This window comes from Photobacterium minamisatsumaniensis (assembly GCF_050336695.1).
In the GTDB taxonomy this organism is placed as follows: Bacteria; Pseudomonadota; Gammaproteobacteria; order Enterobacterales; family Vibrionaceae; genus Photobacterium; species Photobacterium minamisatsumaniensis.
This window is the reverse complement of the sequence record NZ_JAKJSI010000021.1, coordinates 1-17541: the sequence shown is the minus strand read 5'-3', so window position 1 is coordinate 17541 and position 17541 is coordinate 1. Positions and strand designations below refer to the sequence as shown.

Genomic DNA, 17541 nt, shown 5'->3' with positions numbered 1-17541 from the left:
GCTGAGACACAGGTTTAACCCTCACACCACAGGCCGTAATGCCTTTACTTGGAGTAAAAATGAAAGAATTCATTGCTTTCAACGAACAACGTGCCGAAATTTATTGGTGGATGTCATCACTATTTGCTCGTGAACTAACAGAACAAGATATTGAGCAATACCAAAGTGGTGATATGGTCACTTTCCTTTCTGGTTTGGCAATGACGGCAGAATTAAAGCAACCTGTAGATCAATTACGTGATGCTTTGAAGCGATTAGAGGAACGTGAAGACGCACAGCTTGAACTCGCGGCAGACTTTTGTGGGCTATTTTTAAGTACTCCAAAATCTGGTGCATTGCCTTATGCATCCATGTATGTAGGTGAAAGCGGTTTGTTGAACGACAAACCAGCCCAAGACATGAACAAGTTAATGGATGAGTACGATATAGCTCAGCGAAAAGAATTCAATGAGCCAGCCGATCACCTTGCTGTTGAACTCGATTTCATGGGTAACTTGATCATAATGGCGAATCAGAAAAACTCTGAGCAAGAGGCTGAATCGCTAATGCAGGCTCAGCTCAAGTTTATTAATACGATGTTGCTTAATTGGCTACCAACTTTCGTAAAGGCTGCAAAATCGCGTGATAACTTTGGTTTTTATGCTGCTGCAGCCAATGTACTTGTCGCTTTCTGTCAGCTTGATGCGGCTTTTTTAGCCAGTGATGAGTCTTAATTCCAAGAGATAAACAGAACACGACCAGCACTAGCTGGCGAGTCAAATCACTATCTCCTATTGCCGGCATATGGATTGCCGGCTTTTTTATATCCGCCGTTTGAACCTTAGCCTGTTCAGCAATCGTCAAGGCTTCATGACAATCTACTGACAATTGCAGTAGAACGCTTGTATACATTGCATAGACCCGCGACGGTAACTCAATTTGATATAACTGACTGCCAACGGGTAAGTACCAATTATTATAAAGGTTCTGATATGCAAAATACTAAAACACGCTTAGCTCAATCCCCTAACCTAGCCCGTACATTTGCCAAATATTCTTTACCGCTTATGTTTCTGGCGATGTTCAGCCTTGCCCCTAAGGTAAATGCCAGTGATGTCGCGACAGAAACGGTTGCTAGCCAGCAAGAAGCAACCCAGCGTATTAATGCAATTCAGCGAGACTTAACCAGTATTCGCCAACAAACAATGCAGTCAAATCCTGAACTAGTTGAACAAGCAAAAGCCTTCGAACAGGCCTATCAGAAAAAAGCTGATGAAATTGGTTACGATCCAAATACCTTTATAGAAAAGGCTCAAGAAATCCAAGTAAAGGTCCGCGACGAAGCCACCAGCGAAGAAGAGCGCAGTGCGTTAATCAAAGAGTTTGCTGATGCGAAAAAAGCGATGGCAATGCAACGCGAATCTATTCTTTCTGATGAAGAGCTTATGGGTATGCAAGAGAAGCTTCAAAAAGACACTTTTGTCGCAATGAAAAAGAATAATGCGGATACTGAAACCTTAATTAAAGAACTAAACACGCTGATTGAAACACTTCAGTAAGCCGATTTTCAGATAGGATGCTTCAATGTCGCGAAGCATCCTATTTATTCAAGTCTGACGCAGATTCATCATAATTACTCAAATTAATCCCCATCTCTTCAGCGACTTCCACCCAGTAAGGTTCCGCCTCACAGACACAACAGTCGCACCAGATCGCAATACCATCATGCATACTCATACTTTCATGCTGAACGAATTCACCCTGTTCTAATCGTTCCTTATTCCAATGCTTCGCTGCCATAACCTCTCCTTTCAAACCGTACTGAGAACAGTTGGCTTGTATAATAAGTATAGAAGTAATGCTAGGGCTTACATTATGCCAAAGAGAAGGGGCAGCATCTCTGCTACCCCTCTATATTAAATTAAGCACAGTTATACACTATGATTGGTTTACTGGAATCATGTCTGGTTCATCAATCATGTTACGTGTCACGTATACCGCAAGTACTAAGGCACTTAAACCACCGACTAATTTGCCCGCGACTACAGCCGAAATCATGTCGCTATTTACCGCCGCGGTGAAACCAAGGTGATCACCAAAAACAAACGAACCACACACCGCAAAGGCAACATTGATGACCTTACCGCGGTTATCCATATCTTTGAAAATATTAAACATCGCGATGTTGTTAGCCATGGTCGCCACGAGCCCTGCAGCAGCCGTTTCTCCCATCCCCATCGAACTACCGAGTTTGATCAACGGTTTGTTTAGGTGCTTGGTAATAAAGTGAACCATCGGGAATGCCCCGGCCAATACAATGGCAATGGCGCCAACAATTTCGATACCATCGGAAATCGGAGCCATACCCGGGATCAATACAACCCCAGTTAACGTTTCAACCACGATCGCAGCCAGCGCAATAGTAATAACAGCAATTACACCTTTGCCAAACACTTCAAAACCACGGATCATTGCTTCTGGCTTGAGCCATAGACCTACGGCAATCAAACCGGCCACAATGACAATCGGCACTAAATTGCCGAGGATCATCCCCATATCAAAGCCTGCTACCAAGCCACCCACAAAACAACCGACTGGAATGGTCGTCATACCGATTAGCACCCCGCGGGCAAGGTACTTAGTGTCTTCTTTCTGAATGATCCCCAAAGCAACTGGAATGGTAAATACCAATGTCGGCCCCATCATTGCACCAAGGATTAAGCCTGAAAATAAGCCTGCAGCTTCGGTTTCAGCCATACTTTGCGCCAGTGGGTAGCCTCCCATATCGTTAGCCAATAATGTACCAGCGAACATCGCTGGATCGGCCCCCAGTGCAGTGTAAAGCGGCACGACAACGGGGCTTAGCAGGTTGGCTAAAACCGGGGCTAAACTCACAACCCCAACCATCGCTAATGCTAGAGCTCCCATTGCCATGAAGCCTTCATCAAATTGCTGTCCGTAGCCCCAACGGTTGCCGAGTACTTTATCTACTGCACCCAACACCATAAAGCCCACCATAATGTATAAAATAATGTCATTCATGATGTACCTTCCTTTTCCCAAATAATGATTTTCATCAGTTACAAGTGCTGGCTACTTTTTTAAAGGTGTAAGAAGCCCGCCCTACGCAACTGCATACGGCTAAAAAATGGAACGTATTAAATCGCCTGACTCGGGTGAAATACCGCTTGATAGGCGCTACTGTTTGGTTATTCGCAGGTTAAATTTTTCCTTCTAAAATCTCCTTACGTGGCTGCGCAATCACCACCTTGTCGACCAACACGCCTTTATCCCTAATTCTGTCGGCGGCTGCTTCTACCGCCGCTTGTACTGCAGCCACATCACCGGTCAGGGTGACAAAGCCTTTACCGCCGATAGCCATTGCCATATGGACTTCTAGCAGTTCAATATTGGCAGCCTTGACTGCCGCATCAGCCGCTTCAACAATCGCCGCAACAGAAAATGTTTCAACAATACCCAGCGCTGAGGTATGTTCGACAACGCGGGTTCCTGCAATGGCTGGAAACACATCCGGGTGAACATTCGCAATGATAAGATCATCTATCACCTCACCTCCGCCAACCTGTAACCCCGTTTCAACTGCGGCATTAATCGCAGCCACATCCCCACTCACCATAACCATAAACTTGCCAGGACAAATCGTACGGTTAAATAAAATCTCTACGTTGGCCGCTTTTAGCATCGCATCTGCAACCAAGTAGCCCCGAGCAATAGAGTTGAGTTCAATACAGCCAATTGCGTTTAACATTTGTTTTTCCAATCTATTTCTAATTGCATTAAGCCACCTATTCAGTGGCTGCCTGATAGTTAATGACGATAGAATCATCGACTGAAGCAACGATACCTGAGATACTGGCATGTACAGCGGTACTGAGCCCGCCTTGTGCAGGTTGGCCGATCATCTGCCCTTTAACTACCGTTTCACCTTCTTTAACAATGGCTTGTGCAGGTAGCCCTATATGTTGCGCCAACGGAATTGAAACCACTTCCGGAACATAATCACTTGAGCGGTAAGCTGCTTTTGTTTCCATGTACTGGCTTAACTCCAAGCGCCGGGCAAGCCTTTTAGTCGGCACGCCCCTGTATTCCCGTAATGGATGCACATCCGTCGTTTTGGCTTGTAGTTCTGCTGGTGATTGCCATTGCTGCTGCTCACGTAGTGCCCGCTTGGTAGTGGCACATACCCGACTAGGATCCAGCCCCTCGGGACACGACCACATCGTACAAAGGTTACATTCGCAGCAGGCTTGCGCCGCTAAGGCAAAGCTCTGGTTATTGCTACCTGAAACCTGAAGCGATCGCATCGCCAGATGTGGCTGAATTGGATAACCCAGCAAATTCCGGGGACACATGGAAGTACACAAGCTGCATTGATCGCACGCTGCCTTACCTATCCGACGAAGATCAGCTTCGCTGCGCAACTTGACCCGTGCTATCCGTGAACTTTTCAGCAACACCAGTAAACCACTGGAAACTTTCGTTATCGGCTTATCTAAATCAGTCGTTATCGAGCCCATCATCGGGCCACCTTCAACAACGACACAGTCCTCACGGATCATTCCACCGGCAAGTGCAATGGCCTCACGGTAAGTCATGCCAATGGGTAACCACGCCGAATACGGCGAGGAAACCTCACCGTGAACGGAGATCATTGTTTCTGTCACAGGCTGATCGTTTGCTGCACGGAAAACATTGATAAAGGATTCAATGTTATTAACCATCACCCCGATATCTTTCGGTAATCCACCAGCAGGAATACGTTTCCCCGTAGCGTGGAAAACCAGTTCAACTTCATCGCCAGCAGGATAAACATCATCCATCAGCAGCAATTCGATATTGGCCGGCAGCAAGGAGGTCAGTATCGCGATGGTATCGGCATTTTTCTTTTTAATGCCAATGATCCCGCGTGCCGCACCGACCTGCTTCATGGCCAGTAGCATCCCGCCACACAGCTCATGTCCCCACTGCTGCATCAAGACCTGATCCTTATACAGCAATGGCTCACATTCAGCGCCGTTGGCCAACACCAGCTCAACTTGGCAATCAAGTTTGACGTAGGTCGGGAAGCCTGCGCCCCCCGCACCAACGACGCCGCCCTGCTGAACCAGGTTCAATAACGGTTCCACATCTACCTCACCTAGTTAGCTATTGGGTTTCGAGCAACATCAAGCACGGCAGCCTCAAACGCATCACACGCTGCTCGGCACGCGGCTTGTGAACCAGCCAAATGACCGCCACCAAAGTTAGTTTCCGATGGTGGCGCAAACAGGTTCACCAACTGAACATCAGCGGCTTTCAAAGCTGCATCCAGGGCGTACATTGCTTCTAACGGAGGAGCAATCAAATAAGCTAGAGCTTCGCCCTGCTCTACCCCGGCTTCGGCGGATAGATAGCTGCCTGTTGATGACACCAAATGGGCAAAAAAAGCGATATCACCATTTTCATCAGCGCACTGGAAAGCCGCTTCGTCTTCGATAAACGCTTTGGCTCGTTCTAGGCCTGCAATGACATCTGCCGGGCAACCACCAGCCAAAATACCGATCACTTCACCGGATGTCGGGCCAGATGAGTGCGCAGCACCGGCATAAAATGAACGGGCATAAACCACATCTACATTTGCTGCTTTGGTTGCTTCATCCAAGGCGCAATAGGTCACGTCATCACAATCAGATGTGATGATACCTATACTGTTGTGATGGGGCTGAAGCCCCATTTTTTCCTTGTAAACCGGATCGACCGAGGCAATCACACGGGTAGCCAATACTGATGGTTGAATTTTGTCTAAAATTGCCATGCTTCGTTCCTTCTTAGCGCTTCAAGTTAATGCCACTGGCTTTCTGCGCCAGCATGGTTTTTACCAAATCGACGATCACCGCCGCCGCTTCCACCGGTGGTGTGCCCCCAGCGTGAATATTTGATATTACGGTGCGATCTGACTCGACCGTTTTTTCTGTTGGCTTGTAGATCGCATAACAGCTTAATGACTCTGACTGACCTAGCCCCGGACGCTCTCCAATTAGCAGCAGGTTGACTTCAGCATCTAGCAGCATGCCAATTTCATCTTGTGCTTTTACCCTGCCGTAACGCAGGAAGAAAGGCGTGCCGACATCCAGTCCGGCATTTTTCAAACCGTTGATCAGTGGTGGAAGGATTTCATCATGGTTGACAGTTACGGCATCCAAACTTAACCCATCAGACAGCACAACCTGTACCTGTGGCGCTTTTTTGCAGTTATCACGAATCAGCATTTTGGCATCATCATTGAGTTTGCGGCCAAGATCCGGGCGGGTTAGGTAAACATCTTTATCAGCTGCGCAAGACTGAACTTCCATCAGGTTGCGCTCTTGCAGCCATGACGATTCGACATTCTTAATCACCGTATCTTTCGAACGTGAGTGATCGGCCCAAAATCGCAGTAGCGCGGTTGTTCTTGGACGTGGGCCTGTACGTCCAGTCCCCACCCGAGCATCTGTCTGCGACATCAAATCATCGATGACTTTGCTATCAGCAGCCTCACTAATGCCATTCCATTTCTTAAAGCATTTATCACCCAAATCAGGTAACGACTCAGTGCTGTTATTACTCTGTTGTGTGACTTGTGCATCAACCACCTTGGTGACCGTAGCCGGGCTGACATCTTTTTCACCTAGCTGTGCAAGTRCGGTGGCGACAATATCCTGAATCTTCTGTTCGTTCATTCCTAGCTACCCCTTATTTGAAGAAAACTGATGGGTCGCCCGCCTTGCGGGTTAACCTGCCATTTTCCATAAAGCCCATGGTTTCCATCCACGCTTCAAACTCCGGTGCCGGTCGCAATTTCAATAGCTGTCGAACAGTGGCGGTATCATGGAACGAAGTGGTTTGGTAATTCAGCATGATGTCGTCACCAAGCGGCATACCAATAACAAAGTTAACCCCAGCAGCTGCCAGAAGAGTCACTAGGTTTTCGTTTGAGTTCTGATCTGTATCGGCGTGGTTGGTGTAACACGCATCACATCCCATCGGTATTCCCGACAGTTTACCCATGAAGTGATCTTCCAACCCGGCACGGATAATTTGTTGGTGGTTGTAGAGGTATTCAGGACCAATAAAGCCAACAACGGTGTTCACCAAGTGAGGGTTATAGCGTTGTGCCAATGCGTAGCATCGCGCTTCCATCGTCATCTGATCGGCACCATGGTGGGCATCGGCAGAGAGTTCAGATCCCTGCCCGGTCTCGAAATACATCATGTTCTCGCCAGCCAGATTGCAGTACTGCTTACCAACTTCATAGGCTTCGTCGAGCATGTCGACACTCACACCAAATTCCGCCAGTCCTTTTTCTGAGCCAGCAATACTTTGGAATAACAAGCCCCCAGGTGCTCCCCGGCGAACCGCTTCCATCTGAGTGGTTATGTGCGCCAAGACACAAGGCTGGGTAGGAATATTCCACTTAGTGATCACATCTTGAATTGCATTTAGCATCTGGGTGGTATTTTCGACGCTATCTGTCACCGGGTTAATACCAATCACCGCATCGCCACAACCATAGGTTAAACCTTCATAGGTTTGGGCCAGAATAGAATTGACGTTATCACGGGTATCATTTGGCTGCAGGCGACAGCTAAAGTGCCCAGGCAAACCGACTGTCGCATTGGCCTTGGTGATCACTGGCATCTGACTGGCGCCATACATCAAGTCACCGTTCGAGCACAGCTTACCAACGGCTGACACCATTTCTGCGGTTAAGCCTTTGCGCAGACGTTGCATGTCTTCGTTACTGACATCACTGAGTACGTACTCACGCAGCTCACTCACCGTCCAGTTCTGAATTTTCTCGAACATAGTGCGATTCAAGCTGTCTTGATTAATCCGGGTGATCAAATCGGTTTCGTAGCTGACAACCGGATTTTCACGCAAATCCTTCAATGTCATTTCCGACAGCACATGTTTAGCCGCGACTCGCTCTTGCGCCGTATGCGCCGCAACGCCCGCCAAAATATCGCCCGAGCGAAGATCTGACGCTTTAGCAAGTACATCTTTTACATCCCTGAATTGGTAAGTTTGACCAAACAGGTGGGTTTTTAACTTCATGTAACAACTCCTTTTAAGACGGGAAGGCGAGAGATTTCACAGTTAATGGCACAATCTCCCCGCCGAAGTAACTATTTCCAATATCGATATAGTCACCCTCATGGGTGATCACTTCATCAATGACAGTGATAGGTAGCGGATGCAGCTGAGGCTGTAGTTCCATCCCCAACGCTTTACCGATATCGTTATGTACAATGACAAATGCCGGATCCTGATGGTTACCGTGCTGCTGGTAGAAGCGGGCTAGTTCAGCCGCCACATGCTGCACGGTCTGGTATCGGATTGGCATTCCACGGTCGAGGGCAATCGCGTAGCGATCGCAGCCAATGGCTAGATCCATTCGCTCGGCAGCAATCACAATTTGATCGCATATTTCAGGCTGCGGCTGTTGCCAGTCCACAGCTGGGTGAACCACTGGAATATTTTTAAGTGGCAACTCGGCTGAATTAAGCCAGATGGTTGAACCCGATAGCGTCAGTGAATATGCCCCGGCACCAATCACCGTGGCACGTAATGTCTGGTTTGGACGGCGCACCGGATAATGGGCCAACCGGCCATGACGCAGCAATGAAAGTGCAAGTTGAGGCCCAATATCACCAAAGCTGCCTATCTGTGCGGGGTTATCCGCATGGTAGTAACACTCTCCAACGCCACCACTCAAGAAAACAGCATCAAGATCCTTGTGCTCTGATAAGCCAGATGTTTGCAGCAGTTGGATGGCCAGTGGTGATAACTGCCCCTCCATGACTTCAACAATCAGATCCGCCATGCGATCAATTATTCGCTTGAGATGATCTGCCGTGATCTGGCGCGGATGTAGGGTTTCCCCGAACAGATCCTGCATCACGACCACTGCTGGTTTATGGACATACACCACGTCACCGTTGTCGTTTAGCTCCACCAAACGACCGCCAATATTGAGGCAAGCAGTCTCGACAACCCGGCCACAGTCAAACACCGCATAATTGGAGGTACCACCGCCAATATCGATATTCATCACCTTAAGGTGACCGTTCTGCGCAAGCTCCTGAGCACCACTGCCACGGCCTGCAATAACCGATTCAAGGTTGGGCCCAGCGGTCGCAACCACAAAATCACCTAGCCGTTGTGACAAATCCATGATGGCATCACGGGCGTTATGCGCTTTTGCCGTTTCTCCGGTAATAATAATCGCGCCGGTTTCCACCCCTTCCCCTGCTTTACCGCCGGAATCTAAGCCAGCAAGTTCAATTTGCTGCTCTATAAATTGCTGTAGACCAAGCGCATCAATCGTGCCCTGATGGTTAATCGGTGTGAAGGTAACCGGGCTCTGATATACGATGTCACGCTCGATAAATTCATAGACCGGAACCTGAGATGCAGGCGCACGGTTAACCACCGTCAGGTTAGAAAAAATCACTTGGGTGGTCGTTGTGCCAATGTCGATGCCGACACTATGGATAACTTTTCTATCCATCAGCAATATCCTTCCGGCAAGGTACCGGTAATAACTTGCTGCAATAATCCTGAGATCTGCGCAGGCCTCACATCTCTTGGGTTGCCCTGTAGGCAGATGTCTTTCATCGCCTGTTCCGCCAGCAACGGAATATCCCGCTTAGCAATATCAACGTCGGCAAGTGATGTCGGCAGCCCCAAATCCATCACCAACTGGCGAACCGCCAACACTGCGGCCCTACAGCGTTCACGCGGTGTCATGGAATCACGCCCAACACCCAGTGCATTGGCCACTTCTGCTAACTCGGCTTCACAGCTAAGGGCATTAAAAGCCATTACATACGGTAGTAAGATGGCATTGGCGACACCGTGGGCAAGATGGTACCGGGCACCAATCTGATGAGAGATAGCGTGGGTTAGCCCCAACCCGGCATTACTGAATGCCAAGCCTGCTTTATAGGCTGCAACTGCCATGTCATACCGCTTATCAATGTCTTGGCCATAGCCTGCGGCTACCGGTAGTGCTTTGCTAATGGCTTCAATTGCGTGATAGGCATACGCCTTTGATAGTGGATTGGAATAGCGAGAAATATAGGCTTCTATAGCATGGGTAAGCGCATCGATACCCGTCGCGGCGGTGATTTCAGCAGGTACCCCCAGCATCAGGGCAGGATCAATAAGGGCCATATCAGGTACTAAAGCTGGACCTTTGACCGGCACCTTGATACCTAACGCCAAATCTTTAATCACGGTAATATCGGTGACTTCAGAGCCCGTTCCCGCCGTTGTCGGGATCGCGCCTAGGCCGACTCGCCTTGATGCTATTCCACCCACTTTAAAGTCAGTCAGTTTTCCTTGGTAATCACCAATAACGGCAATGGCTTTGGCGGCGTCCAATGCCGAACCACCACCAACGCCTAGTACAAAATCGGCACCGCAAGTCTTGAGGGTGTCGCTCCCCATCTTCAAGCAATCACTATCCGGCTCGCCGGCAATATCGGTAAACAGCGTAAGGGAAAGTCCGGAGAGTTTAATTGCCGTCTCACAGCCTGCCGTTAGACCAAGCTGGTACACCTGCTTGTCGGCTACCAGCAGAACGTTTGACGCGCCAAGCTCTTTAAGCACATCCCCTAATTGGTTGACGCAGTATCCACCCGTCACCGTGACGGCAGGTGAGCGGAATGTAAAACCACGGTGAGGACGATATTGCGTCAGGGTCTGTTGAACAATCGCGGCAACATCGGCTTGTGACACGCTCATAGCTTACTCCTTACCTTCCAACATCAAGCCATAGCTCGCAATAGCAAGTGGCGTCAGGTACAAGGCCCTTGAAAACTCAACCACATTGATTGTTGGGAATGCCTTACGGAAAATATCACTAAAGCCCGCAATCAAGGTGCCACCACCGGTCAAATACATTGCGGTCGGATGATGGCCAGCCAAATGCTCACTCACAATGTCTGCCATCTTTTCAATGACCGGCTTAGCCATAGTGGCAACGAGTGGGTCTTCATGGCTACGTCGCTTATATTGCTCAGCTTCATCCACCTCAACCCCTAGCCCGCCGGCAATCGTCAAGCTGACATGGCGGCCACCCGACGGTTCGTCAAGCGAGGTGACCAACTCGCCATTGGCGATAATGGCAGTGCCCGTGGTACCGCCACCGACATCGATCACCGCCCCCTCTTGGATTTGCAGCAGCTCTGCAACACTGCTTGGCTCATCAATCACATGGCTCACCAACACCCCGGCAGACTCCACCACATTGATAGAGATCCGTGGATCCGTACCCGGTGGGTATGAAGTGATTGCCTGCTCGACGGCCACACCAAGCTTCTGCTCAACTTTTCGTAACTGCTCCCGCACAATCCGGCAAGCACCAACATAATCCACAACCACCCCGTCCCGGACCACATCGGCCCAATCAAGAAAAGCGGCGACAGGAAGGCCACGACCATCGATCACAACGGTCTGGATATCCGCCGTCCCTAAGTCGATACCGACATACCACTGGTCTGGTGCTGACACTGGGGACTCGTCATTGACCAGCTCGTCAATGAGCAATAGGTGTTGGTTAACATGTTCGAGCAAACTAGTCATAGCTATACGATCCTGAACGCATCAACAGCGGTACAACGGCGCTTACGAGTGAAAGTCAACGCATTCGTCACCCCTTCCCCGGTTGGGGTCGAAATCGTCATGGTTGTCCAGCCTTCACCACCAGCGCCTATTGCCGCAATCGCAGGTCCATTTTTGGCCAATAAACTACAGTCCATTTCAAAGGCCATGCGGGTGAGTACATCGATATTTTTCGAATGAATCGCCGCGGTATGTCGATTACCGTTTTCAAGCTCCACCGCCCAATCAATGGCCTGATCGACATGCTGGGCCCTGATCAATGGAATAATTGGCATCATTTGTTCAGTCGTGGCAAAGACATGATCTTTATCCGCATCAAATACCAACAGGCGAGTATCAGCAGGCACTTGAATATCAGCGGCAGCGGCAATCTTGGCCGCATCTCGTCCAACCCATTTAGGATCGGCTGAAGGATGCTCACCGGGATACCCTTTGAGCACGATACGGGCAACTGACTCAGCTTGCGCTGGACTTAACTCAAACGCACCATGCTGGCACATACAGGCTTTCAGCTTGTCGGCAATCGATGCAACCGCAATGATTTCTTTCTCTGTGGCACAAACGATGTTGTTATCGAATGAGGCCCCCTGCACGATAGAAATTGCAGCACGTTGCAGATCAGCCGTTTCATCCACTACCACCGGCGGGTTACCCGGACCGGCAGCAATCAGACGTTTATCGGTAACTTTGCGCGCCGCATCGACAACGGCGTCACCACCAGTAACCACCAACAGGCCGATCCCCGGATAGCAGAACAGGGCTTGGGCATTTTCCAGCGACGGCGTCGCCACCGTAGTACAGATATTGGCCGGGCCACCGACACTTTCACTGGCTTTGTTTACCAGTTGGATCGCGTACTGTGACACTTTCTTGGCTGCTGGATGCGGTGCAAATACCACTGCATTACCCGCAGCAATCATGCTGATCGCATTATTGATCACCGTACAGGACGGGTTGGTGCTCGGGGTGACAGAAGCAATGACGCCCCATGGGGCATTTTCCATCAAGCTCATTCCCGCATCGCCGGATACCGCCTGCGGGGCTAAAATTTCGGTCCCCGGGGTACGCTGGGCAACCAGCAGATGCTTGGCAATTTTGTCTTCAACACGGCCAAAACCCGTTTCTTCTACCGCCATGGTAGACAGCTCTTTGGCGTGCTTTTTAGCCATTCTGCGAATAGCTAGGATCATCTCGTCACGCAAAGCCAGTGAATGAATTTGTTTCTGAGCCTGTTTCGCGGCGGCAACGGCACCATCTAGCGTTGGATAGATACCGTAATCACCGGCCCCGCAATCAGAAGACGTGCCGTTTTGAGTCATATCGAGTTGCATGACAACACGTCTGACAATTTCTTCTATTTGCTGCTGATCCATAATGAATCTACTCCATGCAACCGGTTAAATTTTCCGATAAAGCTGTTCGCGTGACGCGGTGACTTCATCAATGATCCCCACCACGCAAAGATCAACAGGTGAGCCGGTTTGCAAATCACCGTAAGCTGCCCGGGCCGAACTGCCCGAGACCACCATCACCCACTCGCCCTCGCCCGCTCCAAGCTGATCCATCGCAATATGGATCTCACCCATGCCGTTACCTTGCTTATCGACAAACTCCACCAAACAGAGCTTATCCATCCGCATATGTTGGCTGCGGACGGTGGCAATAACATGGCCTATAACTTTCGCGATGCGCATACGAACTCCTCATGCTGCGGCTCCCCTTAGCACATGCCAAGGGAAAACCATTACTTCACCGTGATCGGGAATACTTTTTCAAGATCTTGGTGAGGACGAGGGATCACGTGGACCGCGACTAACTCACCCAAACGTTGGGCCACAACTGAGCCCGCATCTGTTGCTGCTTTGCACGATGCCACGTCACCACGGATCAATGCGGTAACATAACCAGAGCCGATTTGCTGATAGCCAACAAGCTCCACGCGTGCAGCCTTGACCATCGCATCCGATGCTTCGATAAGTGCGGTCAACCCTTTGGTTTCTAGAATTCCTAATGCGTCCATTTAACTGCTCCTTGGATTATTTGCTTTCAGTGCGTGATTTAGTTGCTGGTGCCTTTTTTTCTTCTACTTCCGTAGTGATTGGGAAGATTGCTTCCAAGTCGCCGTGCGGACGAGGGATCACATGAACTGCAACCACTTCGCCTAGACGTTGAGCGGCTGCAGCACCGGCATCTGTTGCCGCTTTGCAAGCCGCCACATCACCGCGTACCATCGCTGAAACAATGCCTGACCCAATTTGCTTGTACCCCACCAACTGCACGCGAGCGGCCTTAACCATCGCATCAGATGCTTCAATCAATGCAGTCAGTCCTTTGGTTTCAATAATGCCTAACGCTTCCATTAGCTATTCCTCAACATTTGTTTTTAAAGTTATCGACACAGACATGAAGCCAATACCGAAATATCAACGATATCGTTCGCACTACAGCCGCGAGATAAGTCATGTACCGGTGAAGCCAAGCCTTGCAGCATCGGCCCCAACGCCATATATCCGCCTAACCGCTGGGCAACCTTGTAGGCTATATTGCCGGCGTTAAGCGAAGGAAAAATAAACACATTTGCCTGCCCTTCGAGTGGGCTATTCGGCATTTTCTGCGCCGCAACCGCAGGGACGATGGCAGCGTCAAATTGCACCTCACCATCGATGATCATGTCCGGACAGCGCTGGCGCACCATCTCTGTCGCTTCGGTCACTTTACTTACAGTAGGGTGCTCTGCACTCCCCTTGGTGGAAAATGACAGCATGGCTACCCGTGGTGTTTGGCCAGTAAGCCGGGCGAAGTTTGCGGCGGTATCAATCGCAATATCAGCCAGCTGCTCAGCCGTCGGCAACGGGATCACCCCGGCATCAGAAAACGCATGCACGGCTTGGCCATCCGGTGAGAGCATCAGGAAAAAACTCGATACCGTTTTGGAGTTAGGGGCAATGCCCACACCGCGAATAGCTGCCCGGATCACATCACCCGTTGTCGATACGTTGCCGCCAATACACACATCGGCGTATCCATGGGCGACCATCATCATGGCGAAATCCAATGGCTGCTTGAGCCGGGTTGCCGCTTCCTCAGCAGTGATAGGCTTGCGCTGGCGGCTCACATAACTGGCGACCATTTCATCAAAACACCCAGCCGACTCCGGCGACAGTAATGTCAAACAAGGCACAGCTATCCCGCTACGATGAGCCATATCACGCAACCGGAACGGGTTACCCAGCAAAATAGGCTCAGCCAATCCCGCCAATTTCATCTCATTGGCAGCATGGAGTAGACGTACGTCCTCAGCATCAGGGAAAACGATGCGCTTCGGTTGTTTACGACAGGCTTCCCGGCAAGTTTCAAGCAACTTCATGGCCCAACTCCTTGAGGATGGCCTGATGGCCTTTTTCACACTGCAATACCAAAATCATCACGACGTAAACCACACTGGACAGCCGCTTTAACCCCGCCACAATGTCATTTCGGCTCAACTGCATGCTGTCATCGAGATAGACCTGACTAGCAATTAACTCAAGCTCGCGAACCAAGGCACGCAGGTAATTCAGCTGGGCAACAGTGTGGCCGTAACACGCATCGGGCAATAAATGATCATGGCCCAAGTAAGCCAGTGGCTTGTGCGACCAGCGATGCACCTCATCGGCGTCAAAGCTGCCAAGCCTCGGCAACGGCAGTTGTTGCTCGGTCACTTCAGCCTGCAACACTTGCCCGAGATAAGAGCGAATATCAGCCATAAAGCCTTTGAGCAGTTCAGGCTGCCCTTCCAGTGCACACTGCGCCATAACACAAAAACAGATGCAGCTATCGAGTTTTCCCCGTAATGCAATCCGCGGATGGGTTTTCGGTACGAGCACTTGGTCATTCAAATGGGTCATTAATGCCGGCTTATCGGCAATATGCGATCCGCACATCACGCACGCATTCTCAGGGCGTACATTATTAGTTTTCAATGGATGTACCTGCTCGGCAGGTTCTAGGGCCTCACCTTCTCGGCTCGAAAACACCTGTCCATTGTCACTACGCCACTTCACCGTAATTTGCCGTTCAGTAACCATTTGCTGGGCTGCGGGTGTAAAGCGGGTCCCTACCGGCAAAAAGATCTCACCGCCAGCACGTAAACCAACATGCAGGCGTAAGTAATCTTCAGTAATAAAGGCAGGCGTGGCTTTGCTGTCCATGATTACGCCCACTCAACAGGGTAAGTAATGTAGACATAGCGCACATGGGTCGGAGTACCGAACTCCACCGTGCTTCCCTTAGGAATGAAAATGACATCACCCGGCTTGCCAACCGTGGTCCCAGAGGCCGTCTTCACATGAAACTCCCCTTCCAAAACCACATTGACTTCGTCATAGCATAGGGTCCAAGGGAAGAAAGCATTCTCCCAGCCCATGTAACCGACGCCCATGTTGCTATTGTCTTGGGCACCAATAACATCCGTTAGGCCGATATTCTTGCCAGGCGCACCATCAAACTCACCCAGTTGAACCGCGCTGCCTCGTACCAGAACAATGCCGTCATCATTAATTTGCCGTGCCGACGGCGGTGCCTGTACACCAAAGTCTTGCAATGCCTTGCTGATCAGCTCTTTAATCAACGCACTCTGATCACTGTCGACGCGTGTGAGCTTCGACTCAATCTCAGACTGGATTTTGGCAGCTAACAGGTTTGAGCTTTCTGCGCCACTTTCCTTTACTTTTGGCAAAATCTGATCGCTTGCTGCATTTTCCGGTTGTAGTGCAGCTTGTTGATGACACGGCTCAGCGTTGAGCAGCTCAATACCTTCGACATTGGCTACATCACGCGCTTCTGGCGTAATGATGTACTGCGTTACCGGCACAACCAGATAAGACTTCTTATTCGCTTTTGCTTTACGTATATCTGCAGCAGAAATTAACTGTTTCATTACCGCTTCCCTTGCAATTAGAATGGTTTCACTCAGCATTTACTGGCTGAAGAGAAAGTAAGTGCTCATAGAGTTGGTCAATCGATGAAGGATCATAAATAGAGGTGCGGAAATAAGGTCCGGTTATCCCCTGCCCCTTCAATAGGCGCTCTGCCCTTTCACAATCAGCACTCTCAACATCAGCCTTGCTGATCACCGCGACAATATTCTTATTCGGATATACTCGTAATAAGCCGCTCGGCGCACTGACACGCTTCGCATCAGCAGGCTGTAAAATCACAATTGTTTTTACCGTCGAGATTGTCGACAGCAATGCACCATTCCAAGAACGGTTATCGACAAACTCTCCCGGTGTATCAATAACGCTGCCTTGATAAAAAATAGCGGCCTGCGTCTTTCCAGTATTAGTTTCCTGATCTAGCATTTTATTAATAAGTGCTGATTTACCGGCATCAACCTCACCAATAAAAGCAATATTCGATATTTTCTGGTTATCCATGTTAGGTCCTAGTTATTTCGCAGGTGTTATAAGACAAAGTGGTATTAAGTACAGAAATAACTGTATTCAACGCCTCATCGACCGATGCAACACTGCCGGTTATAACTAAAGCACCTGAGAAACGGTCTAAAAATCCAATATTTACATTTGCAGATTTCGTTGCGATATCGCCGGCGATAATGGATGTTTCGCCTGGTGTTAGCGTCAATATCCCAATAGCTCCATTGCTCTCAACCCCGACTCGCTCACACAACTCCTCAGTTGGATTGGCAACAAGGTGGGCAAGCGTAACCTGTTTACCCGGAACAAACTCCTGGATAATCCGCTCTTTACCAGATGATAGATCTAACATGTGTGGGCACTTAGTATAAAAACACTAAATCAATCTACACCTATGCTCATTGCTTTTATGAAACACTCATCACATAACTATTTTTTGATCGTAATAATTATTAGAGTTATAGATAAAATATGATCG

General features: G+C 49.5%; 21 protein-coding genes. 2 read left to right on the top strand and 19 right to left on the bottom strand.

Annotated features, from left to right (window positions below; genetic code table 11):
• The first annotated feature begins 59 nt into the window (after positions 1–59).
• Together torD and L4D78_RS11510 are read left to right on the top strand one after the other, a co-directional pair.
• Entirely contained in the window at positions 60–713 is a 654-nt protein-coding gene (gene torD / locus L4D78_RS11515; RefSeq protein ID WP_428467057.1) for a molecular chaperone TorD, read from the top strand.
• A 258-nt stretch (positions 714–971) separates the two neighbouring features.
• Positions 972–1538 carry a hypothetical protein gene (locus L4D78_RS11510; RefSeq protein ID WP_428467056.1) on the top strand — a complete coding sequence of 189 codons (567 nt, stop codon included), beginning with the start codon at positions 972–974 and terminating at the stop codon, positions 1536–1538.
• A gap of 40 nt (positions 1539–1578) precedes the next feature.
• Here the strand turns inward: L4D78_RS11510 and L4D78_RS11505 are convergent, their stop codons facing one another.
• The 19 genes from L4D78_RS11505 to eutS form a co-directional block, all read right to left on the bottom strand.
• Positions 1579–1779 (bottom strand): hypothetical protein, encoded by a 201-nt coding sequence (locus L4D78_RS11505; protein ID WP_428467055.1) that lies wholly within the window; start codon positions 1777–1779, stop codon positions 1579–1581.
• Between the two features lie 138 nt (positions 1780–1917).
• The gene (eutH, locus tag L4D78_RS11500) at positions 1918–3021 is read right to left on the bottom strand and encodes an ethanolamine utilization protein EutH (RefSeq protein ID WP_428467054.1); all 1104 of its coding nucleotides are present in this window, start codon (positions 3019–3021) and stop codon (positions 1918–1920) included.
• 178 nt (positions 3022–3199) lie between these two features.
• Positions 3200–3748: a BMC domain-containing protein gene (locus tag L4D78_RS11495; RefSeq protein ID WP_428467053.1), complete on the bottom strand. Its 549-nt coding sequence runs from the start codon at positions 3746–3748 to the stop codon at positions 3200–3202.
• Between the two features lie 37 nt (positions 3749–3785).
• Positions 3786–5126 carry a 4Fe-4S dicluster domain-containing protein gene (locus L4D78_RS11490; RefSeq protein ID WP_428467052.1) on the bottom strand — a complete coding sequence of 447 codons (1341 nt, stop codon included), beginning with the start codon at positions 5124–5126 and terminating at the stop codon, positions 3786–3788.
• 11 nt (positions 5127–5137) lie between these two features.
• Complete coding sequence (eutL, locus tag L4D78_RS11485; RefSeq protein ID WP_428459330.1) at positions 5138–5794, bottom strand: ethanolamine utilization microcompartment protein EutL; 657 nt, start codon at positions 5792–5794, stop codon at positions 5138–5140.
• A 13-nt stretch (positions 5795–5807) separates the two neighbouring features.
• The gene (gene eutC / locus L4D78_RS11480) at positions 5808–6698 is read right to left on the bottom strand and encodes an ethanolamine ammonia-lyase subunit EutC (RefSeq protein WP_428467051.1); all 891 of its coding nucleotides are present in this window, start codon (positions 6696–6698) and stop codon (positions 5808–5810) included.
• Positions 6699–6711: 13 nt separating this feature from the next.
• Positions 6712–8073 (bottom strand): ethanolamine ammonia-lyase subunit EutB, encoded by a 1362-nt coding sequence (locus L4D78_RS11475; RefSeq protein WP_428467050.1) that lies wholly within the window; start codon positions 8071–8073, stop codon positions 6712–6714.
• Between the two features lie 13 nt (positions 8074–8086).
• Complete coding sequence (locus tag L4D78_RS11470) at positions 8087–9529, bottom strand: ethanolamine ammonia-lyase reactivating factor EutA (RefSeq protein ID WP_428467049.1); 1443 nt, start codon at positions 9527–9529, stop codon at positions 8087–8089.
• A complete protein-coding gene (locus L4D78_RS11465) occupies positions 9529–10767 on the bottom strand; it encodes an iron-containing alcohol dehydrogenase (protein ID WP_428467048.1) in 1239 nt (412 codons plus the stop codon). Before L4D78_RS11465 ends, L4D78_RS11470 begins: the two co-directional genes overlap by 1 nt.
• A gap of 3 nt (positions 10768–10770) precedes the next feature.
• Complete coding sequence (gene eutJ, locus L4D78_RS11460; RefSeq protein ID WP_428467047.1) at positions 10771–11607, bottom strand: ethanolamine utilization protein EutJ; 837 nt, start codon at positions 11605–11607, stop codon at positions 10771–10773.
• A gap of 2 nt (positions 11608–11609) precedes the next feature.
• Positions 11610–13019, bottom strand: a complete 1410-nt coding sequence (locus L4D78_RS11455) for an aldehyde dehydrogenase family protein (RefSeq protein WP_428467046.1) — start codon at positions 13017–13019, stop codon at positions 11610–11612.
• A gap of 24 nt (positions 13020–13043) precedes the next feature.
• Positions 13044–13340, bottom strand: coding sequence for a EutN/CcmL family microcompartment protein (locus L4D78_RS11450; protein ID WP_428467045.1), 297 nt, complete (start codon positions 13338–13340; stop codon positions 13044–13046).
• Positions 13341–13390: 50 nt separating this feature from the next.
• Positions 13391–13666 carry an ethanolamine utilization microcompartment protein EutM gene (eutM, locus tag L4D78_RS11445; protein WP_107348726.1) on the bottom strand — a complete coding sequence of 92 codons (276 nt, stop codon included), beginning with the start codon at positions 13664–13666 and terminating at the stop codon, positions 13391–13393.
• 16 nt (positions 13667–13682) lie between these two features.
• Entirely contained in the window at positions 13683–14006 is a 324-nt protein-coding gene (gene eutM / locus L4D78_RS11440; RefSeq protein ID WP_428459338.1) for an ethanolamine utilization microcompartment protein EutM, read from the bottom strand.
• 29 nt (positions 14007–14035) lie between these two features.
• Positions 14036–15013: a phosphate acetyltransferase gene (gene pta, locus L4D78_RS11435; protein WP_428467044.1), complete on the bottom strand. Its 978-nt coding sequence runs from the start codon at positions 15011–15013 to the stop codon at positions 14036–14038.
• The gene (gene eutT / locus L4D78_RS11430) at positions 15000–15836 is read right to left on the bottom strand and encodes an ethanolamine utilization cob(I)yrinic acid a,c-diamide adenosyltransferase EutT (RefSeq protein ID WP_428467043.1); all 837 of its coding nucleotides are present in this window, start codon (positions 15834–15836) and stop codon (positions 15000–15002) included. The genes pta and eutT overlap by 14 nt, the downstream gene beginning before the upstream one ends.
• 2 nt (positions 15837–15838) lie before the next feature.
• Positions 15839–16564 (bottom strand): ethanolamine utilization acetate kinase EutQ, encoded by a 726-nt coding sequence (eutQ, locus tag L4D78_RS11425; RefSeq protein ID WP_428467042.1) that lies wholly within the window; start codon positions 16562–16564, stop codon positions 15839–15841.
• A gap of 28 nt (positions 16565–16592) precedes the next feature.
• Complete coding sequence (locus L4D78_RS11420; RefSeq protein ID WP_428467041.1) at positions 16593–17063, bottom strand: EutP/PduV family microcompartment system protein; 471 nt, start codon at positions 17061–17063, stop codon at positions 16593–16595.
• A gap of 1 nt (position 17064) precedes the next feature.
• A complete protein-coding gene (eutS, locus tag L4D78_RS11415; RefSeq protein ID WP_428459343.1) occupies positions 17065–17415 on the bottom strand; it encodes an ethanolamine utilization microcompartment protein EutS in 351 nt (116 codons plus the stop codon).
• Positions 17416–17541 lie beyond the last annotated feature (126 nt).